The sequence below is a fragment of the Paenibacillus forsythiae T98 genome, assembly GCF_000520735.1.
Lineage (GTDB): Bacteria > Bacillota > Bacilli > Paenibacillales > Paenibacillaceae > Paenibacillus_AQ > Paenibacillus_AQ forsythiae.
In genome coordinates, this window is the sequence record NZ_ASSC01000697.1 from 1 (window position 1) to 26,289 (window position 26,289).

Genomic DNA, 26,289 nt, shown 5'->3' on the forward strand with positions numbered 1-26,289 from the left:
CTCGTATTTCTTGGCCGGAATTAGAATATACCATGAATATCGAAATATTGCAATAGTTTTTTTAAAAATAGTTATTCATCTGGCGATTGAACAGCGGTGCTGGGCTCTAGCAATATGAGAGATTCGTGAGGTCCTATCGCTCCCGGCCGCTTTGAAGCCACAGCCGCAGCCCATAAAAATAGGCGGGCTCTGCGCAGTACGCAAACCCGCCAACTGGCATCAGTGGCAAGCCACATTCCCTCCAGGCCAACCAAGCACCTTCCAAGAGGCGATGTATTCGCAGCACAATTCGTATTTTAAAATTCCACCTTACGTTAAAATCTCCTGAATATACAGCTGACGCGAATGTGCCAAATTAATCATTTTGCCCTCTACGTTTACCAAAGGGCGTGTAGGATTGCTCCGATCGGAGAAGATGATTTCCCCCTGCCGGCCATCGTTTAGACGCACCTTCGTTCCATTGTGCAATTCCGTCGTCTTGTGTATGAAGGTCTGTACAATTGACGGTTCGAGTTGGCCGAATCCTTCTTTTTGAATTTCCTCCAGAACGAGATAGGGCGACTGCGCCTTTTTATAGATCCGCTCCAGTGTCATTGCATGGAAAATATCCGCCACAGCGACGATCTTCGCGTATATATGAATCTGGCTTCCCCGCAGCCGGAGCGGATAACCCGATCCGTCGATTTTCTCATGATGCTGCAGAGCCGCGAGCCGGACTCCCTCGTTAATAGCCGTTACTTTTCGCAAAATCTGATATCCGTATGTCGTGTGCTTGCGCACTTCATTTCTCTCGGTCATCGTAAGCGGCTGGGGCTTCTGCATGATCGAGCTGTCAATCTTCGCATTTCCGATATCATGCAGCAGACCGGCAAAGGCCACTTGCAGCCACTCTTTCTGCGGATAGCCGCACCACTGGGCAATCTTATACGAGGTAAGCGCGGACAGCACGGCGTTATGATAAATGTAATCCTGCTCGCTCAGCGTACGCGGGGAATAATTGAGCACATGGTAATCCTTGATATGGGCGATCATAGCCTCCAGGCAGCTTCGCAGCTCATAGATCGGCAGAACCTCAGCGTCGGCCAGGCTGTAACATTTTTTGATAAGCGCCAGCATCTTGTCGTACTCCTCGTGCAGCTCGGAACCGCTCCTGGCCAGCGCAGCGGCTGTAATGACCGCTCCGGATTTAGCCGCAGTTATAGAGGGAGCTTTTGCCTGTTCGAGGGCTTGAACCTCCTCCTCGGAGCCTTCAATATCCACCTGCTGAATCAGAAAAGCCTCCAGAATCTCCATATCGCGCGGCAGCAGTATTGTTCCTTTAACAAATAACACGCCCCCTAAAGGCGTAATGACGTCCTTACTCACTTTCGAACCCGGCTTTACTTCCGCCACCGATATGCTCGTCATACATTCAGCCCCTTTACTTTCCCGCTATTCCTAACAAATAGGTACTATTTACCTAATTATATTATGGATATGGACAAGCGACTAGTCTAAAAGGACGCCAAAGAAGGAATTCAGTCAAAAAAAGAGAGCACCCACCGGTAATGAACCCGCAGCGCTCTCTTTACTTTTTCCTATTCCAAAGCTTCTCCGTCATCTTCCCCGTCAGTTCCGGCAGAGTCCGCAGCCCCATTGATTTCCGCGGTTTCATCGGACAGTATGCTTTCATCTTCGTCCTCACTCTTGTCGGTGCGGCAGACGGTAGACACGGCATCCTCATCGCGGATATTGATCAGCTTCACGCCCTGCGCATAGCGCCCCATGGTCGAGATGCCGTCCATACTCATCCGGATCAGGGTTCCGCCCGTCGTGATGATCATCAGATCCTCTTCCTGCTTAACGACCTTGAGGCTGACCACAGGGCCGTTCTTTTCCGTCAGGTTGATGGTCTTGATCCCCTTGCCTCCGCGCGTCTGCAGGCGGTAATCTCCGGCGGGCGTACGTTTGCCGTAGCCCTTAGAAGTTACGATAAGCACATCCAACTCCTGATCAATGCAATCCATGCCGATAACATGATCGCCTTCGTCCAGGGTAATGCCTTTGACGCCTGTTGCGCTTCGGCCCATAGAACGGACATCCTCCTCCGAGAAGGTGATGGACATTCCGTCCGTCGTGCCCAAAATAAGCTTTTGCTTGCCGTCGGTAAGCTTCACATCAATCAGCTCGTCATCCTCCCGCAGATTGATGGCGATCAGCCCGCCTTTACGGATGTTGTTGTAATCCTCAAGCGGCGTCTTTTTCACAATTCCTTCACGGGTGGCAAAGAACAGATATTTATCACTGTCGGCTTCCTCGATCTGGATGACGGCGCTGATCTTCTCTCCCTGCTCAATCTGGAGCAGATTAATAATCGGCGTTCCGCGCGCAGTCCGGCCAAGCTCCGGAATCTCGTACGCCTTGATCCGGTATACCTTGCCTTTATCGGTAAAGAACATCAGATAGTTATGGGAATTGCTGACGAAGAGATGTTCGACGAAATCCTCATCCTTCGTGTCCATGCCCACTACGCCTCGGCCGCCGCGTTTTTGACTGCGGTAAGTGCTTACCGGAAGCCGCTTGATGTAGCCGGTGTGCGAAACGGTAACAACGACCTCTTCGCGCGGGATAAGATCCTCATCAAGAATGCTCTCTTCTCCGATGGTGATCTCGGTCCGCCGCTCATCAGAATACCGGTCTCGCAGCTCCTGCAATTCCTTGCTGATAATTTCGAGCACAAGCGATTCGTCAGCCAGAATGGCCTTGTACTCGGCTATTTTGGCGAGCAGCTCGTTGTACTCGTTCTCGATCTTGTCGCGTTCCAGGCCGGTCAGGCGCTGCATCCGCATATCCAGAATCGCCTGTGCCTGCTCGGTGCTGAGACTAAAGGTCTCAATCAAGCCTTCGCGCGCAATATCAACCGTACGCGAAGCGCGGATCAGCGCGATAACTTCATCCAGGTTATCAAGCGCGATGCGCAATCCTTCCAGAATATGCGCCCGGGCCTCCGCCTTCTTCAGTTCGAATTCCGTCCGGCGGCGGATAACCTCGATCTGATGCTGCAAATAATGGTACAGCACGTCCCGAAGATTCAGCACCTTCGGCTCGTTGCCGACAATGGCCAGCATATTGATACCGAATGTAGACTGCATTGAAGTATGCTTGTACAGATTGTTAAGCACGACATTCGCGTTAACATCCCGTCTCACTTCGATAACGATGCGCATGCCGTTGCGATCCGACTCATCCCGCAGATCGGTGATGCCGTCAATCCGCTTCTCGCGCACCAGCTCGGCGATTTTCTCCACCAAGCGTGCTTTGTTAACCTGATAAGGCAGCTCGTTGACAACGATCCGCGCCTTGCCGTTATTCTCTTCCTCGATCAGAGCCTTCGCGCGCATCGTTACCGAGCCGCGGCCCGTCTGGTACGCCTGGCGGATGCCTTCGCGGCCCAAAATATATCCAGCTGTCGGAAAATCCGGCCCCTTGATATATTCCATGAGCTCCATCGGCCCAATTTCGGGGTTGCGGATCATAGCCTGTACGCCGTCAATGACCTCGCCTAAATTATGCGGCGGAATATTGGTAGCCATCCCTACGGCGATACCGGATACCCCATTGACCAGCAGATTCGGAAAACGGGAAGGCAGAACCGCCGGTTCATGCTCTTCTCCGTCATAGTTGGGTATAAAATCGACCGTTTCCTTGTTCAGATCGCGCAGCATTTCCATGGCAATCTTAGATAGTCTGGCTTCCGTATACCGCATCGCGGCCGCCATATCTCCATCAATCGAGCCGAAGTTGCCATGCCCGTCAACCAGCATGTATCGCATAGAAAAATCCTGAGCCATCCGGACCATCGTCTCATAAACGGCCGAATCGCCGTGCGGATGATATTTGCCGATGACTTCACCGACGATTCTTGCCGATTTCTTATACGGCTTATCCGGTGACATACCAAGCTCCGACATCGCAAACAAAATGCGCCGGTGCACCGGCTTGAGCCCATCCCGTACGTCCGGCAAAGCCCGGCTTACAATGATGCTCATCGCGTAGGCCATGAAGGAATCGCGCATTTCCACACCGATATCCTGATCCCTGATTTGCGGGTTATTTTGTTCAGCCATGAATTGCTGGACCTCCTTCAGTTAAAAAACCGCTACCCTTAATTATATTCCTTTCACAAAACCAGCACAATTAAACGTACTGTTTATAGCGTTCATTTAAAAGATTTTCTTGCCCGGTACCCGGGTATTAGCCCTGTCCGCATATTATAACGGCTCATAGAATGTATGGAGTTCACACTGCCCAACCGCTCCATAACATCGCCCAAGAGATCATCCCATATCCTTCGATTATACCATTGTTTAGAACACTTGTCCTTATATTTCAACAGTGTAAAGGAGGAGCAACATGAGAATTCAACGGGTTCCCAGCAAATGGGCCAAGACCGAAGTCATTCTGCTTAACCGCACCTTGACGCCTTACATTCCCGATACCCGCAAATATGATTCTGCCGCGCTCAGCGAGATGCTTGGCCTGCATGAGACCGTCTATATCAAACCGGACCGCGGAACTTACGGAAGCGGAGTCATGCGTGCAGAACGCCGAAGCTTGAACTTGACCCCCAGCGGCATGGAAAAGTCCGTTGAACACATGGAAAAAGAAGAAAGCCGCCCCGCCAGTATCATGTACATTCTCCGTTATGGCACTAAAGCCCAGGCGTATCGTTCAATTGAGGAGCTGCATCAGGCCATATACGAAAGGACCAAGGGACGTTTGTATTTGATTCAAAAAGGAATCAGTCTGTTGAACCACAAGAGACGGCCGTTTGATCTGCGTGTGCTTGTCCAAAAAAATCCCGGGGGCCGCTGGGAAACGACCGGACTGCTCGGCAGAGTGGCCGCTCCGCAGAAAATTGTGACCAATTATCATAACGGAGGCCGGGTGTTAACTGCCGAATCACTGCTGGGGGAACACATGAATCCTAACGAGCGCCTGGCAACGATCTCCCATCTGAAAAATCTTGGTGTAGATACCGGACGCCAGCTGGAGACAGCCTTTCCGGGCATGAAGGAAATCGGCCTGGATGTCGCCATAGACGATCATCACGATCTATGGATTCTTGAGGTCAATACGCTGCCTTCTCTCATTGCGTTTAAAATGTTTGAAGACAAATCCATTTACCGAAAAATCCGGCGTTACGCCACCGCCTACGGCCGTGCCGGCTTTGGCAAAACGGGCCTGTCCTCAAGCCGTAAAGCTTGAACGTGGCCGTTAATCCTTAACTTGTCCACATCATCATCCGCCTTACGTAAAAAGCAGCCCCGGGCCGCTCGCCCGCTGGGCGGCAACCGGAGGCTGCTGACAGGTGGATGCTGGCACCGGCCAGTACACCGTTATTAAATATCCAGATTTTTGACCGACTTGGCATGCTCCTGGATAAAATCGCGCCGCGGCTCCACATTATCTCCCATCAAGGTGTCGAAAATGCTGTCGGCCAGAATGGCGTCTTCAATAGTCACCTGCAGCATGCTGCGGCTCTCAGGGTCCATCGTCGTCTCCCAAAGCTGTGTGGCGTTCATCTCGCCAAGACCCTTATAGCGCTGAATGTTGTACTTCGCGTTCTCACCGAAGGAAGCGATAATCTCATCGCGCTCAGGCTCAGAGCCTGCGTAACGCACAACCTTGTTGCGCTCCACTTTGAACAGCGGCGGCTGGGCGATATAGATAAAGCCGGCTTCGACAATTTTACGCATATATCGATAAAAGAAGGTCAGCAGCAGGGTACGGATATGGGCGCCGTCAACATCCGCATCCGTCATGATGACAACCTTATGGTAACGGGCCCTGGACAAATCGAAGTCATCCCCGATGCCCGTTCCCAGAGCGGTAATAATCGCGCGGATTTCGGTATTGGACAAGATACGGTCCAAACGCGCCTTCTCCACGTTCAGAATTTTGCCGCGCAGCGGCAAGATCGCCTGAAAGTGCCGGTCGCGCCCCTGCTTGGCCGATCCGCCGGCGGAGTCGCCTTCGACGATGAACAGCTCGCTGATAGAAGCGTCCTTGGACGAGCAGTCCGCCAGCTTGCCGGGCAGCGAGCTGACCTCAAGGGCGCTCTTGCGCCGCGTCAGCTCGCGGGCTTTGCGCGCTGCTTCCCGCGCGCGGGAGGCCTGCAGCGACTTCTCCAGCACACGGCGGGAAATCGCCGGATTCTCCTCAAGGAATTCCTGCAGCTTCTCGCCAAACAGCGATTCCACAATTCCGCGAACCTCGCTGTTGCCGAGCTTTGTCTTCGTCTGGCCTTCGAACTGCGGCTCGGGAATCTTCACGGAAATGATTGCCGTCAATCCTTCACGGACATCGTCTCCGGTCAGATTGGAGCTGTTGTCCTTGATGACGCCGCTCTTGCGTGCATAATCGTTGATAATCCGCGTCAAGGCGCTCTTGAATCCGGATTCATGCGTGCCGCCCTCATGGGTATGAATGTTATTGGCGAAGGAATAAATATTCTCGGTGTATGAATCATTGTACTGGAGGGCAACCTCGACCTGAATCATGTCGCGGGAACCGCCGACATAAATGGGCTCCTCGTGCAGCACTTCTTTTTTCTCGTTTAGATACTTCACGTATTCGATAATACCGCCGTCATATTTGAAGGTGCTTGAGGCGCCGGTTCGCTCATCCGTAAGGGAAATCTCGATCCCCTTGTTCAGGAAGGCCAGCTCGCGAATCCGGGTAAGCAGCGTATTATAGTCATAAACGGTCGTTTCGGTAAAAATCTCCGGGTCGGGAAGGAAAGTGGTCTTGGTACCCGTTTCATCGGTATCGCCGATGGTCCTTATATCATATTGAGGCACGCCCCGGCGGTATTCCTGCTGGTATGCGTGTCCCTCGCGCTTGACGGTGACTACAACCTTTTCCGAGAGTGCGTTCACGACTGAAATGCCTACCCCGTGCAAGCCGCCCGATACTTTATATCCGCCGCCGCCGAACTTGCCTCCCGCGTGCAGAACGGTCATGACGACTTCAAGCGTCGATTTCTTCAGCTTCGTGTTCTCTCCGACAGGAATTCCGCGTCCGTTATCGATGACGGTGACGCTGTTGTCTTCATGCACAATAACCTGGATTTTGTCGCAATAACCGGCCAGCGCCTCGTCGATGCTATTATCGACAACTTCCCATACGAGATGGTGCAAGCCCTTTACGCTGGTTGAACCAATGTACATGCCCGGACGCTTACGGACCGCTTCCAGCCCTTCAAGCACCTGAATCTGGCTCTCATCATATGTCGGTTGATTCATTGACATGCCTTCACCTACTTCTTTCAGATTATCACTGCCCGCATGAGCCTCAGCTTTCAAGCAGCATTCTGGATCTTTTCTTGAGTGTGGAAGAAGAAATAGGGGAATAATACACAACGTTCTGAGTAACGACTATGGATTTGGCTTCTTCTTCTCCGATGCGCTCCAGTCTTTTGTCATTCAAAGCGGCGGCTACGAACTGTTTAGACTGCTTGGAGGATTTCTCAATCGAAATATCGAATATGGCAATTAGTTCTGAAGACCGGATAATCTTTTCCCCGCCCAAATGAATATACATGGTCTTCCTCCGCTCATTTAAGACTCTATGATCCCGCTGTGGACGCGATACTGGATTGCACCTTTTAATTTATCGGTATTCAGGCTTTCAATTCCGGTGGCCGTAATGAAAGTCTGGACTTTGCTTTGAAATGTTTCGATCAGCTGCGTTTGACGGTACGGATCAAGCTCGGACAGAACATCGTCAAGCAGCAGGACGGGATATTCCCCAATTTCTTCATGGATCAATTCAATTTCGGCCAGCTTAAGCGAAAGGGCGGTTGTGCGCTGCTGCCCCTGCGAGCCGTAGACGGAGGCTTCCCTGCCGTTGATAAAAAAGGACAGATCGTCCCGATGGGGACCTGTCAGCGTCATTCCTCGCCGGATTTCCTGTTCACGTGTTTGTGATAACTTTAACATAAAATTGTTCAATAAGACAGCTTCATCTTCCTCCTCACGCTCTCCAAAAGAAGGAACATACCTTAATTTCAGCTCTTCGCCGCCGTTTGTAATCCCTTTGTGAATCTCTTCTGCCCATATTTGCAGCTTCTTTATGAATTGTTTCCTTTTTTTAACGATTTTAACACCATGCTCCGCAAGCTGGGCATCCCATATTTCCAGCATATCCGCTCCCGCCCCGTTTTTGGCCCATAGCTGCTTGAGCAGATTGCTTCGTTGCAGGAGCACCTTCTGATACTGCTGCAGATGAAAGAGATAGCTTGGCTGAACCTGGCCGATTTCCATATCCAAAAAACGGCGCCGGACGCCGGGCGTTCCCTTGACGATCTCCAGATCCTCCGGCGCGAACATGACAACATTCAGCGAACCGACAAATTCGCTCAGGCGCCGCTGCTCCAGGCTGTTAATTTTTGCCTTCTTCCCCTGCGGGGACAGTGTCAGCTCAAGCTTCAAATTTCCGTATTTCCGCTGAAGCTCTGCCTCGATATGAGCCGCGCCGTCCGGAGCGTCAAACGAGATCAGCTCGCGGTCCTTGGAGGTCCGGTGGCTCTTGGTCATCGCCAGGCAATAGAGCGCCTCAACGAGATTCGTCTTGCCCTGGGCATTCTGTCCGAGGATCAGATTGACATCTCCGAGGCCCTCAAGCAGCAGCGATCCGTAGTTGCGGTAATGCCGCAGGCTGATTTTGTTAACAAACACGAAAGCGTTCCTCCCATGCAGGGTACGGCTGACTATTCTTGTTGTTCTCCGCCCGTTACCTCGAACAGCCCTTCTCCCGTTACTTCGACTTTATCACCCGGGTACAGCTTTCTGCCCCGGCGATCCTCCGGTTCTCCGTTCACAAGCACAAGGCCCTCCTGAAGAAGAGCCTTTGCCATCCCGCCTGTGGATACACAATCCGAGAGCTTCAAAAATTGATCGAGTTTAATATATCCACTGTGGATAACTATTTTTTTCATAACTTCTTTCCTCTCCGCCCATTTATCCACAAGGGAGTATTGCGGCATTAGTTGGTCGTGCGATAAGGCAATATGACGTACAGGGATTTGCTTTCATCCAGCGGCTTCAGAATAATCGGGCTCATCATGCCGGTAAAAGCGATCGTCAGCTGCTCGCTGTCGACAACCTTCAGCACATCCAGCATATATTTGGAGTTGAACGAGATTTTCAGCGGGTCTCCCTTGAAATCAATGACTTCAAGCTCTTCCCGGACTTTGCCCAGTTCCGAAGAGCTTGAAGAAATTTCGATGCCCCCATATTCCAGCGTCTGCAAGCGGACGATATTCGTCTTTTCCTCTCGGGACAGCAAATAAGCCCGGTCGATGGACTCGCTCAATTTTTTTGTGTCCAAGGTCAGTTCTGTTTTGTAGACACTTGGAATAATTCTAGAAGTATCAGGATAAATGCCGTCGAGGATGCGCGTGTAAAAAAGCACCCGGTCCAGCTTGAAAAGCACCTGATTGTCGGCTACAACGATATCGACGAGCATGTTCTGATCGGGAATGATTTTGCTGAGCTCATTCAGTGTTTTGCCTGCGATGACAACATTGCCGAAATGGATGCCATCCGTTCCTTCCAGCCTGGCGGCTCTTGTCGCGAGCCGGTGGCGGTCCGTCGCCGTAAACTTGAACTCTCCGTCGTGCAGATTCCATAGTATACCTGTTAATATCGGCGTTGTCTCCTGGTTCGAGATGGAAAAAGCCGTTTGCTTGATCATTTCCTTCAGCAAATCACCGGGCAAGGAGATGGTTTCATTACCCTCGATGTTTGGCAGGACGGGAAATTCCTCCGGATCAAGGCCGACCATTTGGATCTCCGTCGCTCCGGCTGAAATATAAGTCTGAAAGCCTCCCTTGACCTCCATTTGAATTTCCGAGGAAGGCAGCTTCTTAATAATTTCCACAAAAAATTTGGCAGGAAGCACTACGCTTCCCGGTTGTTCGACTTTGACAATCTGGGTGCTGTCATTTTCCGCAGGAATGAACGATTGGATGGAAATATCCGTGTCGCTTGCGGTTAGTGTAACGCCCTGGTGGCTGACTTCCAGCTTGATACCGGTCAGAATGGGAATCGTTGTTCTGCTGGATATCGCTTTGGATACGTGTTGGATGGATTCGTTAAGTTCATTTTTAAGAATGTTGATTTTCATAGTTTCACTCCTAGCTGAAAGATGGCGAAGCGTTAGATGAAGATTGTTTAAATATTTTAAATAGTATTAGTAGTAGGGGCGCTGAATATGTGGATAAGTTGCCCTGGCCGCATAAAATTAAGCCTACGCACATGTGAATAGATTGTGTATAGGCTTGTTTATTTCTTCTGCTTAAGAAGGATTTTTAATTTTTTCGGAAATATTGTTGACCACTTTGTACAGCTCTTGATCGACCTTGATGGATTGGCTTATTTTTTCATGGGCATGAATAACGGTCGTATGGTCCCGGCCTCCGAAGGCTTCGCCAATCTTGGGCAGTGAGTAATCGGTCAGCTCGCGGGAGAGATACATGGCAATCTGCCTTGGAAAAGCGACGGCTTTCGTCCGTTTGCGCGCTTTGAAATCTTCCAGCCGCAGGTTGTAATATTCGCCCACCTTTTGCTGAATATCCTGAATGGTAATCATCTTCGGCCGGCTGGACGGGATGATGTCCTTCAGCGCCTCGGCTGCCAAATGCGTTGTCACGTCCTGGTTGGTCAGCGAAGAATAGGCGACAACCCGGATGAGGGCGCCCTCCAGCTCACGAATGTTCGTATCGATCTGGTTGGCGATATACATCATCGCTTCATTTGGAATGTCAAGGTTCTCGGCTTTGGCCTTCTTGCGCAAAATCGCAATTCTCGTTTCCAGATCCGGCGGCTGAATGTCCGTTATCAGTCCCCACTCAAACCGGGAACGCAGCCTCTCCTCCAGGGTCGGAATTTCCTTCGGCGGCCGGTCGCTCGAAATGATAATTTGCTTGCGCTCCTCGTGAAGCGCATTGAACGTATGGAAAAATTCCTCCTGCGTCGATTCTTTGCCCGCCAGGAATTGAATATCATCGATCAGCAGAATATCGACATTGCGGTATTTGTTGCGAAAGCTCTCCCCGCGGTTGTCGCGGATGGAATTGATGAACTCATTGGTAAATTTCTCGGACGAGATATAAATGACCTTATTGCTCGGCTTGTGCTCCAGAATATAATGTCCGATCGCGTGCATCAGATGGGTTTTGCCAAGTCCAACCCCGCCATACAGGAACAAGGGATTGTAGGCTTTGGCCGGGTCCTCGGCCACGGCCAGCGAGGCCGCGTGGGCGAACCGGTTGCCCGAACCGATGACAAAGGTGTCGAACGTATATTTCGGATTCAGCATATGCGTCTGGGCTTCTTCGCGGGATACAGCCGGAGGCCCGGGCGAAATCTGCACAAGAGGCTCCGCAGGCTTGTTCTCTTCTATAACAAACTTGACGTCCACCTGCTTTCCGGTGACTTCAAGAACCGTAGCTCCGACCAGCTTCGTATACCTGCTCTCAAGCCATTCGACAGCGAAGGTGGTTGGCGCCGAAATAATGAGCGTCTGGGAGCTGAAGGAGATCGCTTTGGTCGCCTTAAACCACGTGTCGAAACTTGGCTTGCTCAATTTGGTCTGAATAATCGATAAAATCTGCTGCCATAGTTCGGAAGTATGGCTGTCCACACACTGTCACTCCTTTAAATCTTCCAAATGTGGCTAAAGCCATGAAGTGGAAATATCGAAGAAAATATGGTGATGGGATAATATTATCCCCAATACGCAGGAAGAGAAGACAAAAAAATATGGATAAACTTGAATTGTTCACAACTTTATCCACAACTTGTTGATAATATGGAGGACATTCAAATCTATTCACAATCAAAAGTAATACCATCATAGCAAAACTCCCCTTGATTTTCAATGAACCCATGGATTTTATCCACAAATTCAACCACTTGTGTATAATTGATAGTCACAATACTACATATTGTTGATAATTTGTTCAGTATTCGACATGATCCGGCAGACATTTATTTTTTTATACACAGGTTGTCCATGTGGCGGGGAGTTTTTCGTCGCTTGTTGGGCACAGGTGGATAACTTTGAAGGATTGTGGATGATTCATTTTGCTTTGTGCGCTGTGGATAAAATGTTGTTGAGCCTTGAAGAGAGAAGCTGGATTCCGGTTGACTTTTGCGTCCGCTTTATGCTTTAATGTATAAAGGTGTTTTCTGTGAGGTATCTTCTCAGATCAATGAAAATGATGTTCTTGTAGATACTGTCCTACCGGGACGGCCATGCCGTTTATAGACAGTCCATTAAGTTCCTGCAAGGGAGGTGCAATACATGAGACCGACGTTCAAACCGAATGTGAGCAAGCGCAAGAAGGTGCACGGGTTTCGCGCAAGAATGAGCACGAAAAACGGCCGCAAAGTGCTGGCTGCCCGCCGCCTGAAAGGCAGAAAAGTTCTGAGTGCGTAAGTCAGGCCAACAAGACCACTGCGGTGGTCTTTTTTTACATATAAGAGGATAAGCTGCGCGCTTATCCTCTTATATGTCTGCGAGAAACGGGTACCGTTCCTTAGAGAACGGCTTAGCCGTTTCTTCTTGCATAACAGGGGGAATAACGAATTGCGCTTTAAGTCTGTTGCCGCCCTCGTCGCCCTCGTTTAATGAACTCCCAGGGTGACTATAATATAATAAGAAGAAAAATTTTGGAGGGCCTTACCGCCCTTTGAAACAAGGAGATTCCCGTGCATAAAAGCTTGCGTTTACGAAACCGCGCCGATTTCAGCCGCGTATACAGACATGGGAAGTCGTTTGCGAACCATCAGTTTGTGGTGTACTGGTTCAGCCGAAAGCAGGTCGAGCGGTTCCGGGTCGGCGTATCGGTCAGCAAAAAGGTTGGCAACGCCGTTGTCCGCAACCGGATGCGAAGACTGGTGAAGGAGATTGTGCGCCATCATGAAGCCGAGATCGCAAGCGGCCTGGATATGGTGTTCATCGTCAGAAAAGGGGCGCTGGACATGAGCTACGCGGAGCTTGAAAAAAGCGTGCTGCATGTGCTGCGCAAAGCCAGGCTGCTCAAGGCTTCGCGCAAATAGATGGGACGGCGAGGCTTGTTTATTTGTCTTCATAATTATGGTATGATTTACGGTGCAATGGAATGTTTAAGAGAGGGGTTATGAAGTGTCTCTATTGAAGACTAAACGAGGAAAATGGCTTCTCCTCATCGCGGCAATGGTCATGATGGTGGCTGTCCTGTCAGGCTGCGGTCAATCGGCCACGGTTACGCATACGACGGAGGATTTGAAGAATGGGGGCTTTTGGCAGAGTAATGTCGTTTATTACTTTGCTCTGGCGCTTGAGACCTTTGCCAAATGGTTCAACGGCGAGTATGCTCTGGCCGTCCTTGTAATGGTGATTATTGTCCGTACGCTCATCCTTCCGCTGACGATGAAGCAGGTGAAGAGCTCACGGGCGATGCAGGCCATTCAACCCGAGCTGCAAAAAATCCAGAAAAAATATAAAGACAATCCCGAAAAGGTTCAGCAGGAAACGATGCGGCTGTTCCAGGAGAACAAGGTCAATCCGATGGCCGGCTGTCTGCCGCTGATCGTACAAATGCCGATCTTTATTGCTCTATACAACTCGATTTATTACAATCCCCATCTGCGGGAGCATTCGTTCCTTTGGCTGGAGCTGGGGAAACCCGACCATCTGTTCATCCTGCCGGCGCTTGCCGCGATAACGACATTCCTGCAAACAAAGATGATGTCGTCGATGAACCCGATGCAGCAGCAAGGCCCGATGCAGTTCATGCTGATGGTCTATCCGGTTCTGATCTTTATTATGTCTTACAACTTCCCTTCCGCATTGCCGCTTTATTGGGTATTCAGCAATTTGTACACCATCGGTCAGAACTATTTCCTGTACCGTGGACAAGGTACTCCCCAAACGGCAGACGCTGGTGCTGACAGCAACGGCAAGGGAGCGAAGTTGAAGGAGGCCAAAAAGTCGAAATGAACAAAGTCGTCGCGACAGGGAAAACCATTGAAGAAGCTGTAAAGCGCGGACTTGCCCAGCTGGCGGCCGAAAAGGATAAAGTTACGGTCACCGTGCTTGAACAGCCCTCAAAAGGATTCCTGGGATTGATCGGTGCGAAGAATGCGAAGGTAGAGCTGACTTTACTGCCTGAGCCTGCACCGGTGCCAGCGGCGAGTGCTCCTTCACTGCCTCAGCAGAATGAAACAGAGACGAGACAAGAGGCGATCGGGGGCGCGCCCCGCCAGGATTCCGGGAAACCGGTAGAGGAAGCTTATCAGGAGGCCATTCGTTTCATTGTGGATGTCGCCCGGAGCATGGGACTCCACGTAGAGGTGGAGGTCATTCGCGCCAAGGATGCAGATACCCTGCAAATCTCCGGTCCGGATTTGGGACTGTTGATTGGCAGAAGAGGACAAACTCTCGATGCTTTGCAATATTTGGTGAATATTGTAGCCAATCGTTATTCCGACAGCTTTATCCGTCTTGTGCTGGATGCGGAGAATTTCCGGGAACGGCGCAAGAAGACGCTTGAGGATTTGGCGGACCGCCTGGCGGGCAGGGTCGTTCGTACCCGCAAGGAAGTTGTGCTGGAGCCTATGTCGTCGCAGGAGCGGAAGATTATCCACTCCAGACTTCAGGATCACCGGCAGGTGAACACCCACAGCAAGGGCGAAGAGCCGAACCGCCGTGTTGTTATTACATTGAAGTAGAGAATATAGCCGCAATGACTCCTTGACACTGTAAAGGGGTCATTGTTTTTTTAACGTATACAGGATGCTTGATTATATCATTAGGAAAGGTGAAGGTAAGCATGCTCAGTGATACAATCGCCGCCGTTTCGACGGCGGTAGGAGAGGGAGGCATTGCCATTATCCGGGTAAGCGGACCGGACAGCATTACGCAGGTGGCGCCTTTGTTCCGTAGCCGGATTCCGCTGACGGAAAGCGAGAGCCATACCGTTCACTATGGACATATCGTTAGCCCCGGCAATGGCGAGATTATGGAAGAGGTGCTTGTCACTGTTATGAGGGCGCCGCGGTCTTTTACGACTGAAGATGTGGTGGAGATTAGTACGCATGGGGGCGTCATCTCGGTGCGAAGAGTGATGGATGTCCTGCTCCAGCAGCAGATCCGCCTGGCGGAGCCAGGGGAATTTACCAAGCGGGCATTTCTTGGCGGCCGAATCGATTTGTCCCAGGCGGAGGCGGTCATTGACCTCATTCGCTCCAAGTCGGATCGTGCTTTTTCCGTCGCATTGAAGCAGGTGAAAGGGTCATTGTCACAGCGGATCGGGAGTCTCAGACAAAGTCTGCTGGAGCTGCTCGCCCACATTGAGGTGAATATCGACTACCCGGAGCATGATGTGGAGCTGCTGACGGCCGAGTATATCAAAGACAAGAGCCGTGAAGTGATGGAAGGGATTGACCGGCTGCTTAAGACGGCGACTCAGGGAAAAATTTTGCGCGAAGGCATTACAACCGCCATTGTCGGCCGCCCCAATGTAGGGAAATCCTCGCTGCTTAACGCGCTGGCGCAAGAAAACAAGGCGATTGTAACGGACATCCCCGGAACGACGCGGGACGTCATTGAAGAGTTCGTTACGATTAACAATATTCCGCTCAAGCTGCTGGACACAGCCGGTATCCGTGAAACGATGGACGTAGTGGAGAAAATTGGCGTCGAACGGTCCAAAGCCGCCGTCGGCGAGGCAGATCTTATTCTGCTTGTGCTGAATGCAGGCGAGCCTCTGCATGAGGATGAATTAACTTTAATGGAACAAATCCACGGTAGACAAGTTTTATGTATCATGAATAAAATGGACTTACCGTCGCAATTGGACAAAAGTGTGCTACTGCAATATTTCGATGAATCTGCGATTGTCTCCATGTCCGTGCTGAAAGAGGAAGGCCTCGACCTGCTGGAAGAAGCCATCTCGGGGCTCTTCTTTGGAGGAAAGCTGGACTCCGGCGATTTAACCTATGTCAGCAATGTGCGTCATATCGCGCTGTTGAAGCAAGCGCATAAGTCGCTTCAGGATGCCTATGAGGCAGCGGAACAGCTGGTGCCGATCGACATGATCCAGATTGACGTCCGGCTTGCCTGGGAACAGCTCGGAGAGATTGTCGGCGATACGGCGGCTGATTCGCTGCTTGACCAGATTTTTTCACAGTTTTGCTTAGGAAAATAAGACGCATGGCCGAGAGCGCCGTGTTTAATATAAAGGAGGAAATGTAATGAGTTATGAAGGAGGAAGCTATGACGTGATCGTCATCGGTGCGGGCCACGCGGGCTGCGAGGCCGCCCTTGCCGCTGCGCGGATGGGCTGCAGCACCTTGATGGTGACGATCAATTTGGACATGATCGCGTTCATGCCCTGCAACCCGTCGATCGGAGGGCCGGCGAAGGGTCATGTTGTGCGTGAAATCGATGCTTTGGGCGGTGAAATGGGCCGTAATATTGATAAAACTTTCATTCAGCTTCGTATGCTGAATACCGGAAAGGGACCGGCTGTACACGCGCTTCGCGCCCAGGCCGACAAGTTTCTGTATCAGCATACCATGAAGGAAACGATGGAGAAGACGCCTAATCTGACGCTGCGTCAGGGAATGGTGGAGCGGCTCGTTGTGGAGAATGGCGTTTGCGTCGGAGTTGTGACCAAGACGGGGACAATTTACCGCAGTAAGGCGGTTATTCTGACTACGGGCACGTATCTCCGGGGAAAGGTAATCATGGGCGAGACCACGTACGAGAGCGGTCCGAACAATCAGCAGCCCTCGATCAAGCTATCGGAGCATCTGCGTGAGCTGGGCTTTGAGCTGGTGCGCTTCAAGACCGGTACGCCGCCGCGCGTGCACAAGGATACGATTGACTTCTCCAAGACAGAAATCCAGCCTGGTGATGAGCACCCTAAGTTCTTCTCGTATGAGACGAAATCGTCAGGTAACGAGCAGCTTCCTTGCTGGCTGACCTATACCTCGGAGGAGACTCATGCCATTATTAAAAATAATCTGCACCGCGCCCCGATGTTTACCGGTATTATTGAAGGAACAGGACCGCGTTATTGTCCATCCATCGAGGATAAGGTAGTTCGTTTCAGCGACAAGCCGAAGCACCAGATTTTTCTTGAACCGGAAGGAAAAAACACTGCGGAGTACTATGTTCAGGGCCTGTCCACCAGCTTGCCCGAGGATGTGCAGCTCTCCATTCTACGCTCGATTCCGGGGCTGGAAAAGGTAGAAATGATGCGCAACGGGTACGCCATTGAATATGATGCCATGGTGCCTACGCAGCTGTGGCCGAGCCTGGAGACGAAGCGTCTGCCAGGTCTGTTCACCGCAGGTCAGATCAATGGCACGTCCGGATACGAGGAAGCCGCGGGCCAAGGTGTGATGGCGGGAATTAATGCCGCCCGCAAGGCGCAGAGCAAAGCACCGGTTATTCTGGATCGGTCGCAGGGCTATATCGGTGTACTGATTGACGACCTTGTAACCAAGGGGACGAACGAACCCTACCGTCTGCTTACTTCCCGGGCAGAGTATCGTCTGCTGCTTCGCCACGACAATGCCGATCTGCGCCTGACCGCGATTGGCCATGAAATCGGACTGATTTCCGAAGAGCGCTATGCGGCCTTTATGGACAAGAAGCAGAAGGTGGAGCAGGAAATTCAAAGATTGCAGGACACCAAGGTGAAGCCATCCGAAGTGAATGCTGCTTTGGAGGAAAAAGGATCAGCGCCCATCGTTGATGGCAGCAATCTCCTTATCCTGATGCGCCGGCCGGAAGTGGATTATACCTTTGTGGAGCGGATTTCTCCGCCGCCGGTCGCTCTGGATGCGGAGATGAAGGAGCAGGTCGAAATTCAAATTAAATATGCCGGTTATATTGACAAGCAGCTTCAGCATGTGGAGCGGCTGCAAAAGATGGAGCAGAAAAAGCTTCCGGAGGATATCGATTACAGCGACATCCATGGATTGGCTATTGAAGCCCGGCAAAAGCTGGCGAAGATCCGTCCGATCTCCATCGGCCAGGCCTCCCGGATCTCCGGCGTAACACCAGCCGATATTTCGATCCTACTGGTTCACTTGGAGCACTATAACCGGGTGACCGCTGCGAAAGGATAAGAAACGCTATGGATACCGTTCAAGATCAATTTGCCCGGCGGCTGGAAGAGAAGGGGATTTCAATCTCCTCCATGCTGGACCAGTTTGAAGGTTATTACCGGGAGCTTGTTAGCTGGAATGAAAAGATGAATCTTACAGGGATTACCGAGCGGGAGCAGGTATACACGAAGCATTTTTACGACTCCTTGTCGCTTGCTTTCTTCATAGATATAACCGAAGTTGAACGAATGGCAGATATTGGTTCGGGGGCGGGATTCCCCGGCATACCGCTTAAAATTGCTTTCCCTCATCTAAAGCTGACTATTGTTGATTCGCTGAGTAAGCGTATCTCTTTTCTACAGCATGTCTGCAATGAGCTGAAGCTGGAAGGAGTCGAGCTGATTCATGGGCGGGCCGAGGATATTGCCAGGCAGGCATCACATCGGGATAGCTATGATCTGGTAACGGCGCGCGCGGTTGCAAGAATGGCTTTGCTGAATGAGTTCTGCTTGCCTTTTGTCCGTAAGGATGGGATTTTTGCCGCTATGAAAGGCAACGATCCTGCCGAGGAGCTAAGCGAATCCAAGCTCAGTCTTAAAGAACTGCGGGGTCAGCTGGAAAAGGTGGAATCGTTCAGTTTACCTATTGAAGATTCAGCGCGGCACATCGTTATTATACGCAAAACTGGTGTGACACCGGTTAAATATCCACGCAAAGCGGGAATACCCGCCAAAAGCCCGCTTCTCTAAATGTTTCACGTGAAACATTTGGAGTCAGGGTTTGGGTTCTCCAGGGCCGTCTTCCTTATGGGAGGCGGCCCTATGCAAATTATAAGGGGGTTATTCTCACTATTTTTAACTGGATTGATTGAGCATGAGAATGCTTTGAAATTCATTTGTGAAGAGCAAAGGGGAAGTGAAGAATCGGAGTCGGTCGGCTTTTCTACATAATGAGGTAAGTTGGACTTGAAAAATGACATCACGGCAAGGACAAGAGGAAGGGTTTGGAGTTGTGGGCAAGAGCAAGCTTCCAAAAGCTTTCTCCGTAAAGCTCGTTTCGAGAGCCTGCTATGTCTCCGATTATTATCCGCGCTGGGGCTTGTAAATCAGGGACACCGGAGATGGTCAGCGGGCGAAGGTTTAAACATTCCCGCAGCTAAAACGGGGGACGGAAGAAGGAAAATAGGTCCCTACGAAGAATAGGATTATGGACGGAAAAGTGATAGAATAATATAGTAGCAATACGGTGCAAGAGGCGCCGCTGGCACGTTGATGTTTTTTCATTCTTGTGGCAATATGACGCTGAACCGAATTGAGCCTCTCTCAGTCATTCGTCCAATTCAAGACTTTTTAGAGGAGCATTTCGACCGGCATAGTGCTGAGTTGTGCCTGAACCGCATAAAGTTTTTTGATTTGTACGATTGTGTTTCCGATTCAAGGTCAAGATCGTACTATAATGAAATTAGGTGGTAATGAACGGAATGAAAGAACAATTCACCAGACTGTTTGGGTTTACCGAGCGGAGCAGCGGAGAAGAAATCAAGCAAATCCCGGTCAATGCAGTAATCAGCAGTCCTTATCAGCCTCGTACGATTTTTGATGATGAGAAGATTGATGAGCTATGCCAGACTATCAAGACTCATGGCGTTATTCAGCCGATTGTCGTCCGTATGAAAGATTCTCAGTATGAAATCATTGCGGGGGAGCGGCGCTGGCGAGCGGTCAAGAAACTGGGCATGGAGAATATCCCGGCAATCATTCGCGACTTCAACAATTCACAGGCGGCTTCCATTGCCTTGATTGAGAATTTGCAGCGGGAGAATCTTACTTCCATTGAAGAAGCGGTTGCTTATCAGAAGCTGATTGATTTGCATCAATTGACCCAGGAGAGTCTCGCGCAGCGGCTCGGCAAAAGCCAATCCACCATTGCCAACAAGATTCGGCTGCTTCAGCTGCCGGAGGAAGTTAAAGCCGCTTTGATGGAAAGGAAGATTACGGAAAGACATGCCCGCTCTCTGTTATCGCTGGATAACGAGGAAATGCAGCTTAAAGTGCTCGGAGAGATTATTTCCAAAGGGCTGAATGTAAAGCAGACCGAAGCGCGAATTGCTTTCTATAAGGAAGCTTCCAAGGTGAAAAAGACAAAACGAATCTCATATACAAAAGATGTCCGGTTGGCGCTTAATACCATTCGTCAATCGATTGATATGGTTACCGGTTCAGGCATGGAAATCAAGACTTCTGAGAAGGATCATGGCGACCATTATGAGATTGTAATCCAAATTCCAAAAAGATAAAGTGATGCATAGCTGAAGGCGGCCCTGAGGTGATGGCCGCCTTTTCTGCGACTTGTCTGGCGTTGTATGATTTTCTCAAGACGGAAATGTAATCTATCTCATCAATGTGAAATGACTACAAGATTTTCCCAACTATTCGAGGTGAAATAAGTGTCCAAAATTATTGCCATAGCAAATCAAAAAGGCGGTGTCGGTAAAACAACGACTTCTGTTAACCTGGGGGCCGGTTTGGCTACTTTGGGCAAAAGGGTACTGCTTGTTGACATTGATCCGCAGGGTAACACCACAAGCGGCGTAGGCATAAATAAAGCGGATGTGGCGAACTGCATCTATAATATTCTCATTGATGACATTCCTCCGCATGAAGCCATTCAAGAGACCAAGATCGAAGGCCTTCATATCATACCGGCTACTATTCAGCTGGCAGGCGCGGAAATTGAGCTGGTATCGACGATATCAAGGGAATTGCGGCTCAAGAAAGCGCTTGGTCTTGTGAAGCAGAATTATGATTATATTATTATCGATTGTCCGCCGTCTCTGGGCATTCTGACGATTAATTCGCTGACTGCGGCCGACTCCGTTATTATTCCTATTCAATGTGAGTATTACGCGCTGGAAGGCTTGAGTCAGCTCTTAAATACAGTCAGGTTGGTGCAGAAGAATTTAAATCCCTATTTGCAAATTGAGGGAGTTCTGCTGACAATGCTCGATGCCCGGACCAATCTCGGGATACAGGTTATTGAAGAAGTGAAGAAGTATTTTCAGGAAAAAGTGTACCGAACGATTATTCCGCGCAATATCAGGCTAAGCGAAGCGCCATCTCACGGACAATCCATTATCACTTATGATCGGCGCTCCAAAGGTGCGGAAGTGTATTATGAGTTGGCAAAGGAAGTGTTATCTTATGAGTAAGCGTTTGGGTAAAGGACTGGATGCCTTAATCCCTTCCTTGTCCATAAATGAAGATGATAAAGTAGTAGAAATCCCCCTTTCACAGCTACGCGCCAATCCTTACCAGCCACGAAAAGACTTCAATGAAGAGAGCATTCAGGAGTTGGCCGAATCCATTCGGCAGCATGGTGTGATTCAGCCGATTATTGTGCGAAGCGTACTTAAAGGCTATGAGATTATCGCTGGCGAACGCAGATTTCGCGCTTCGCAGTACTGCGGGAAGGCAACCATTCCAGCTGTTGTCCGCAGCTTTAGCGATCAGCAGGTTATGGAGATCGCACTGATCGAAAATCTGCAGCGGGAAAATTTGAATGCGATGGAAGTAGCCGTTGCCTATCAGGGACTGATGGATCAATTTTCACTTACACAGGAGGAACTGTCCTTAAAGGTTGGTAAATCCCGTTCCCATATTGCCAACTTTTTGCGGCTGCTGACACTTCCGGAAGAAGTGAAGGAATTTGTTTCACGTGGAACAATTTCGATGGGGCATGCGCGTGCCATTGTAGGCTTGAAGGAACCGGAACTCATCAAGCAGATTGCCAAACAATGTGTAGATCAGCAATGGAGTGTAAGGGAACTGGAAGAAGCGGTGAAGAACCTGGATCGCAAACCGTCAGGTGTAGTAAAGGCCAAAATTGTTAAACGAGATCCTTATATTGATAACGTGGAAGAAATTTTGCGTGAACGGTTTAAGACAACGGTGAAAATTAAACAAGGCAAGGATAAGGGTAAAATTGAACTGAATTATTATAGTGCTCAGGATTTGGAACGTCTGCTGGAACTGCTCGGGAATTAATGATTAATGTCTGGAAAACATATCCTGATCTATCCGTAAAGGATAATGATGGATATGTTTTTTGCACGATAGAGCATGATGCTCAAAATTTAAGGGGGCGGGAACTTGAAGGGATTTGTCTATTTGGATCACGCAGCAACCTCATGGCCAAAACCTGCGGAGGTTGTTCAAGCTATGATGGACGCGCTGCAACATGCAGGGGCCAACGCGGGAAGAGGGAATTATTCACTTGCTATGGGGACCGGCAGAGTATTGGTTCGAGCGAGAATGGCGCTTGCGGAATTGTTCGCCGTAACGAATGCGCAGGACATCGCGTTTACTCATAATACGACAATGTCGCTTAATACAGCGATTCAAGGGACACTCCGCCCGGGGGATCATGTGATCTCAACGATGACCGAGCATAATTCGGTTCGGCGTCCACTGGAATATTTGCGGCGGACCAAGGGGATTGAAGTTGACTATTTGCAGGTCGACCTGGAAGGGCAGATCGATCTGCAGGAATTGAATAAAGCATTCAAGCCCAATACCAGAATGGTTATTTGCAGCCATAGCTCCAATTTGCTTGGAAGTATTTTGCCTATTGGGGAAATAGGGGATATAGCGAAATCAAATGGAGCGGTATTTTTGGTGGATGCGGCTCAAAGCGCCGGTGTATTGGATATTGATGTAGGCAAGATGAACATCGATCTGCTTGCCTTTCCTGGACATAAGGGGCTGCTTGGACCGCAGGGAACAGGAGGGCTGTATATCTCGCCGAAGCTGGATTTGGAGCCACTTATGCATGGAGGTACTGGCAGCCAATCCGAGTATAGCGAGCAGCCGAATGTAAGGCCTGATAAATATGAAGCCGGGACGCAAAACACAGTGGGGATTGCCGGACTGCTCGCAGGTGTGCAGAAAGTGCAGTCACTGGGTACGGAAAATATACGCAAGCATGAATGGAAGCTTGTTCAATCCCTAATGGAAGGAATGAGGGATATTTCCGGGCTTAGATTCCTTGGTCCGGCTGTAGGCGCTCCGCGTACGGGGGTGCTCTCGTTTGTCATAGAGGGCCAAGAGTCTGCGGGAATTGCTCACAGGCTGGACAGGGAGTACGGCATTGCCGTACGGGCCGGGATGCACTGCACACCGCTGGCGCATAAAGCGGCGGGTACGCTGCAGAGCGGCGCGGTAAGAGTGAGCGTAGGTGTGGATACGACAGAACAAGATGTCGGTATAATGCTGCAAGCAATGAAGGAGCTCTATGGCGGGCAGCGCAGCAGATAAAGAAAAAGGACGGTCTTATCGATGTCAGACATGAATCAATTTATAAGCGATCAACTGCAATGGTTAATTCCGGGTATGGCTATTCTGTTGGCAGTGATATTCGTCCTCGTTCTCGTACAGGGTGGCAAGCTGCGGTCGATGCGGCGGAAATATAATGCTATGATGTCGGGAACGGGAATTGAAGATCTGGAAAGCCTGCTGGTGGATTTGAAAAATCAGAACGACCAACTGGAAGAAACCCAGCAGCTGCAAAAGACCGCTCTAGAAGCGCTTCAGTTGAAAATGCAAAGCATAAAAGGACATGTGGCTCTGAAGCGCTACAATGCATTTGGAGAGCGCGGGAACGATCTCAGTTTCTCGCTGGCAATTCTCGATGATCGCCGGACCGGCATGGTGCTGACCAGCCTGCACAGCCGCGATAATTCCTATATTTACGCCAAGACGCTTCAGGAAGGGGTGTCGCAATATCCGTTGTCCCCTGAGGAGCAGGAAGTAATTACTCTTGCGCTGCAGCGGATTTAGAGTGTGTATGCCACTGCTTCATGGCCGAAAAGAGGCTGGAAGCGATAATTTCCGATAGCTTCATGACAAGGCTGAGCCGTGTGTTCTGCAATACGAAATATTCCATAAAGCCGCCGACGTTAACGATTCCTGTTAAATGGATATCGCCTACCGGCGGCAGTTGTTTGTTTACGCCGGCTCCGGGGCGCAGAGGACCTTCGACGACCTGAATCGAACCGACGCTTGTGGAATGCCCAAGACAGGCATCGATGCCAATGATATAAGGCTCCTCATGGCGCTCACGGATCAGGTTCAGCGTCTCCTCCAGATTGACGGCATGGACCGGATTGTCGAGCGTTCCATACAGAGAGAACAGCGGGCTGTGGAAGCGGGACAGAGCGGTGCCGACAAGTGGTCCAAGAGCATCTCCGGTCGAACGATCAGTGCCGATGCAGACAACCACAATCTGGGCGCCTGCGCGGGCGCGGGAGAAATGGAATAGCAACCGATGAATTATCGCAGAATAGATTTCAGGGTCGGTATGTGATATTTTTAAACAAGACATTTCTTGCAATGGCGCTGGATTAGAGGAATAATACATATAATCTTCCTTTCCGCATTTCTACTTGATGCTAGCTAGTATATGGATAGAAGGGCAGTTTTATACTTAAGGAAGAAGAGATGAGCCGTGAAGCCTATGAGGAGTGTGACCAATGAACGATGAGCTGCTGATAGCGTTTGATTCTACCCAGCAGGCGCTGCGCGCCGAGATGCTGCTGGAGTATGCCGAGATAGAGATTGATACTTGTCCGACGCCAAAAGATATAACCGCCGGCTGCGCGATGTCGATCCAATTCTTTCGCCGTGAGCTTGCCAAGGTTGAACAGATCATTAAGGAAGAGACCATTGAAATCCGTGGCATCTATGACAGGGACGAGATAGAAGGCGGGTACAAACTAATTTCAGAGTAAGGAGGAGGAGGGAATGAGTTATTGGCATGGCTGGCTGCTGAATGCCGAGACCCCGCAAGGTACGGTGGATCAGGCGGTAAATCAGGCGGTTCACTTCAGGGATAAAATATGGAACTGGGTGACCGATGCCGATATGTGGGCCAATGTATTGTTTGCGGGCCTGCGCATTATTTTTCTATTCGTCCTGACACGGATAATCATTAAGGTGGTATACGGCGTTATTGATCGTTCGTTGGAGCGGAAGTCCAAAAGAGGAATTCTGGTTAACACGCGGCGCTTCTCAACGGTAGGCGAACTGCTGAAAAATACGGTAACGATTGTCTGCAATTTCATCATGATTCTGATTATATTATCGGAGTTTAATTTCAAGCTAGCTCCGCTGCTGGCCAGCGCAAGTGTGCTGGGTCTTGCCATTGGTTTTGGCGCGCAGAGCCTGGTCAAGGATGTGATCACCGGCTTCTTCATTATACTGGAGGATCAATTTGCGGTAGGCGATGTGATTTCAACAGGCTCGTTTAAAGGCACCGTGGAGATGATCGGGCTGCGCACGACCAAGCTGCTGGGCAGTAGCGGCGAAATGTATATCATTCCAAACGGAACTATAGCGAATGTGACGAACTTCTCGATGGCTAACGCCTTGGCTATTGTCGATGTTCCGGTGAAAATCGAACAGAATCTTGAAGAAACGCTGACTCTCATCCGTCAGGCGCTTCAAGGCATTGAAGAACGCAACCATAATGTCGTGGCCTTTCCGAACATCCTGGGCATTCAATCCATGAGCACTTCTGAGTATGTGGTCCGGGTCACGGCCAACACACTGCCCAATAAAAGGGAAGCGGCCCAGCGTCAGATCCAGAGCGATATCAAAAATGCGCTTGACCAGCATGCGCTGAAGGAAGCGGAGCTTGCTGAACAAGCACAGGCGGAAGCAGCGGAGAAGACGTTGGAGGGTGAGGAACGGTCTGTGACCCATTCGGAGCAGCAGACCGCGCGCCAAGCTGCAAGAACGGGACTGCTGGAGCAGGCGGCCGGGGAAGCCAAGGAAAAAGGGGAGAAGCCTGATGGAACGTAAAAGCTTTCAGCTCGGGGATATCGTGCAGATGAAGAAGCCCCATCCATGCGGAACGAATGAAATGGAGATCATCCGTATGGGGATGGATATCCGAATCAAGTGTACGGGCTGCCAGCATAGTGTGCTGATTCCCCGGGCGAAATTTGAGAAGAATCTAAAAAAGGTGCTTAGATCGGCTGAGCAACAAACAGATCATAATTAAGCTTGCAATTACCCTCGTAAAATGATATAATAAATCTTGCTGCGGAGAGGTACCCAAGAGGCCCAAGGGGGCTGACTCG

25 protein-coding genes are annotated in these 26,289 nt (G+C 50.3%); 16 read left to right on the forward strand and 9 right to left on the reverse strand.

The features are described from left to right. Positions 1 to 309: 309 nt before the first annotated feature. Positions 310 to 1,407: an HD-GYP domain-containing protein gene (locus L692_RS0121365; RefSeq protein ID WP_025702050.1), complete on the reverse strand. Its 1,098-nt coding sequence runs from the start codon at positions 1,405 to 1,407 to the stop codon at positions 310 to 312. 170 nt (positions 1,408 to 1,577) lie between these two features. Then, on the reverse strand, positions 1,578 to 4,106 hold the full coding sequence (gyrA, locus tag L692_RS0121370) for a DNA gyrase subunit A (protein WP_025702051.1): 2,529 nt from the start codon (positions 4,104 to 4,106) through the stop codon (positions 1,578 to 1,580). A gap of 286 nt (positions 4,107 to 4,392) precedes the next feature. Between gyrA and L692_RS0121375 the strand changes: the two genes are divergently transcribed. Beyond that, the gene (locus tag L692_RS0121375; RefSeq protein ID WP_025702052.1) at positions 4,393 to 5,247 is read left to right on the forward strand and encodes a YheC/YheD family protein; all 855 of its coding nucleotides are present in this window, start codon (positions 4,393 to 4,395) and stop codon (positions 5,245 to 5,247) included. A gap of 134 nt (positions 5,248 to 5,381) precedes the next feature. Here the strand turns inward: L692_RS0121375 and gyrB are convergent, their stop codons facing one another. The 6 genes from gyrB to dnaA form a co-directional block, all read right to left on the reverse strand. Then, complete coding sequence (gene gyrB / locus L692_RS0121380) at positions 5,382 to 7,292, reverse strand: DNA topoisomerase (ATP-hydrolyzing) subunit B (protein WP_025702053.1); 1,911 nt, start codon at positions 7,290 to 7,292, stop codon at positions 5,382 to 5,384. A gap of 43 nt (positions 7,293 to 7,335) precedes the next feature. Next, positions 7,336 to 7,584 carry an extracellular matrix regulator RemB gene (gene remB, locus L692_RS0121385; RefSeq protein WP_025702054.1) on the reverse strand — a complete coding sequence of 83 codons (249 nt, stop codon included), beginning with the start codon at positions 7,582 to 7,584 and terminating at the stop codon, positions 7,336 to 7,338. A 17-nt stretch (positions 7,585 to 7,601) separates the two neighbouring features. Beyond that, positions 7,602 to 8,720 (reverse strand): DNA replication/repair protein RecF, encoded by a 1,119-nt coding sequence (gene recF / locus L692_RS0121390; protein WP_025702055.1) that lies wholly within the window; start codon positions 8,718 to 8,720, stop codon positions 7,602 to 7,604. A gap of 32 nt (positions 8,721 to 8,752) precedes the next feature. Then, entirely contained in the window at positions 8,753 to 8,980 is a 228-nt protein-coding gene (gene yaaA, locus L692_RS0121395) for a S4 domain-containing protein YaaA (protein ID WP_025702056.1), read from the reverse strand. Positions 8,981 to 9,027: 47 nt separating this feature from the next. Further along, positions 9,028 to 10,170, reverse strand: coding sequence for a DNA polymerase III subunit beta (dnaN, locus tag L692_RS0121400; protein ID WP_025702057.1), 1,143 nt, complete (start codon positions 10,168 to 10,170; stop codon positions 9,028 to 9,030). Positions 10,171 to 10,341: 171 nt separating this feature from the next. After that, positions 10,342 to 11,688 carry a chromosomal replication initiator protein DnaA gene (dnaA, locus tag L692_RS0121405; RefSeq protein ID WP_025702058.1) on the reverse strand — a complete coding sequence of 449 codons (1,347 nt, stop codon included), beginning with the start codon at positions 11,686 to 11,688 and terminating at the stop codon, positions 10,342 to 10,344. A 663-nt stretch (positions 11,689 to 12,351) separates the two neighbouring features. On the opposite strand from dnaA, the gene rpmH reads away from it, so the two are divergent. The 12 genes from rpmH to L692_RS0121475 all read left to right on the forward strand — a co-directional run bounded on the left by rpmH (position 12,352) and on the right by L692_RS0121475 (position 23,986). Continuing rightward, positions 12,352 to 12,486: a 50S ribosomal protein L34 gene (gene rpmH / locus L692_RS0121410; RefSeq protein WP_025337168.1), complete on the forward strand. Its 135-nt coding sequence runs from the start codon at positions 12,352 to 12,354 to the stop codon at positions 12,484 to 12,486. 272 nt (positions 12,487 to 12,758) lie between these two features. After that, a complete protein-coding gene (rnpA, locus tag L692_RS0121415; RefSeq protein WP_025702059.1) occupies positions 12,759 to 13,109 on the forward strand; it encodes a ribonuclease P protein component in 351 nt (116 codons plus the stop codon). A gap of 85 nt (positions 13,110 to 13,194) precedes the next feature. Further along, entirely contained in the window at positions 13,195 to 14,031 is an 837-nt protein-coding gene (locus tag L692_RS0121420) for a YidC/Oxa1 family membrane protein insertase (protein ID WP_025702060.1), read from the forward strand. Beyond that, positions 14,028 to 14,762 carry an RNA-binding cell elongation regulator Jag/EloR gene (gene jag / locus L692_RS0121425; protein WP_025702061.1) on the forward strand — a complete coding sequence of 245 codons (735 nt, stop codon included), beginning with the start codon at positions 14,028 to 14,030 and terminating at the stop codon, positions 14,760 to 14,762. Before L692_RS0121420 ends, jag begins: the two co-directional genes overlap by 4 nt. A gap of 101 nt (positions 14,763 to 14,863) precedes the next feature. Beyond that, on the forward strand, positions 14,864 to 16,240 hold the full coding sequence (gene mnmE, locus L692_RS0121430; RefSeq protein WP_025702062.1) for a tRNA uridine-5-carboxymethylaminomethyl(34) synthesis GTPase MnmE: 1,377 nt from the start codon (positions 14,864 to 14,866) through the stop codon (positions 16,238 to 16,240). A 46-nt stretch (positions 16,241 to 16,286) separates the two neighbouring features. Further along, complete coding sequence (gene mnmG / locus L692_RS0121435) at positions 16,287 to 18,173, forward strand: tRNA uridine-5-carboxymethylaminomethyl(34) synthesis enzyme MnmG (RefSeq protein ID WP_025702063.1); 1,887 nt, start codon at positions 16,287 to 16,289, stop codon at positions 18,171 to 18,173. 8 nt (positions 18,174 to 18,181) lie between these two features. Further along, a complete protein-coding gene (rsmG, locus tag L692_RS0121440) occupies positions 18,182 to 18,901 on the forward strand; it encodes a 16S rRNA (guanine(527)-N(7))-methyltransferase RsmG (RefSeq protein ID WP_025702064.1) in 720 nt (239 codons plus the stop codon). Positions 18,902 to 19,632: 731 nt separating this feature from the next. Further along, on the forward strand, positions 19,633 to 20,448 hold the full coding sequence (gene noc, locus L692_RS0121455) for a nucleoid occlusion protein (RefSeq protein ID WP_025702065.1): 816 nt from the start codon (positions 19,633 to 19,635) through the stop codon (positions 20,446 to 20,448). 150 nt (positions 20,449 to 20,598) lie between these two features. Next, positions 20,599 to 21,360: a ParA family protein gene (locus tag L692_RS0121460; RefSeq protein ID WP_025702066.1), complete on the forward strand. Its 762-nt coding sequence runs from the start codon at positions 20,599 to 20,601 to the stop codon at positions 21,358 to 21,360. Further along, positions 21,353 to 22,195, forward strand: a complete 843-nt coding sequence (locus tag L692_RS0121465) for a ParB/RepB/Spo0J family partition protein (protein WP_025702067.1) — start codon at positions 21,353 to 21,355, stop codon at positions 22,193 to 22,195. Before L692_RS0121460 ends, L692_RS0121465 begins: the two co-directional genes overlap by 8 nt. A 105-nt stretch (positions 22,196 to 22,300) precedes the next feature. Continuing rightward, positions 22,301 to 23,464 (forward strand): aminotransferase class V-fold PLP-dependent enzyme, encoded by a 1,164-nt coding sequence (locus L692_RS0121470; RefSeq protein ID WP_025702068.1) that lies wholly within the window; start codon positions 22,301 to 22,303, stop codon positions 23,462 to 23,464. Between the two features lie 21 nt (positions 23,465 to 23,485). Further along, positions 23,486 to 23,986, forward strand: coding sequence for a DUF4446 family protein (locus L692_RS0121475; protein WP_025702069.1), 501 nt, complete (start codon positions 23,486 to 23,488; stop codon positions 23,984 to 23,986). On the opposite strand, the gene yyaC is transcribed toward L692_RS0121475, so the two are convergent. Continuing rightward, positions 23,961 to 24,566 (reverse strand): spore protease YyaC, encoded by a 606-nt coding sequence (gene yyaC, locus L692_RS0121480; protein ID WP_025702070.1) that lies wholly within the window; start codon positions 24,564 to 24,566, stop codon positions 23,961 to 23,963. The genes L692_RS0121475 and yyaC overlap by 26 nt on opposite strands. A gap of 112 nt (positions 24,567 to 24,678) precedes the next feature. Here yyaC and L692_RS0121485 point away from each other — a divergent pair, with 112 nt between their 5' ends. From L692_RS0121485 to L692_RS0121495, 3 genes are read left to right on the forward strand one after another with little or no spacing between them, the layout of a single operon-like run. Continuing rightward, positions 24,679 to 24,936 (forward strand): DUF3343 domain-containing protein, encoded by a 258-nt coding sequence (locus L692_RS0121485; RefSeq protein ID WP_025702071.1) that lies wholly within the window; start codon positions 24,679 to 24,681, stop codon positions 24,934 to 24,936. Between the two features lie 13 nt (positions 24,937 to 24,949). Then, on the forward strand, positions 24,950 to 26,008 hold the full coding sequence (locus L692_RS0121490) for a mechanosensitive ion channel family protein (protein ID WP_025702072.1): 1,059 nt from the start codon (positions 24,950 to 24,952) through the stop codon (positions 26,006 to 26,008). After that, complete coding sequence (locus L692_RS0121495; protein WP_025702073.1) at positions 25,998 to 26,210, forward strand: DUF951 domain-containing protein; 213 nt, start codon at positions 25,998 to 26,000, stop codon at positions 26,208 to 26,210. The genes L692_RS0121490 and L692_RS0121495 overlap by 11 nt, the downstream gene beginning before the upstream one ends. Positions 26,211 to 26,289 lie beyond the last annotated feature (79 nt).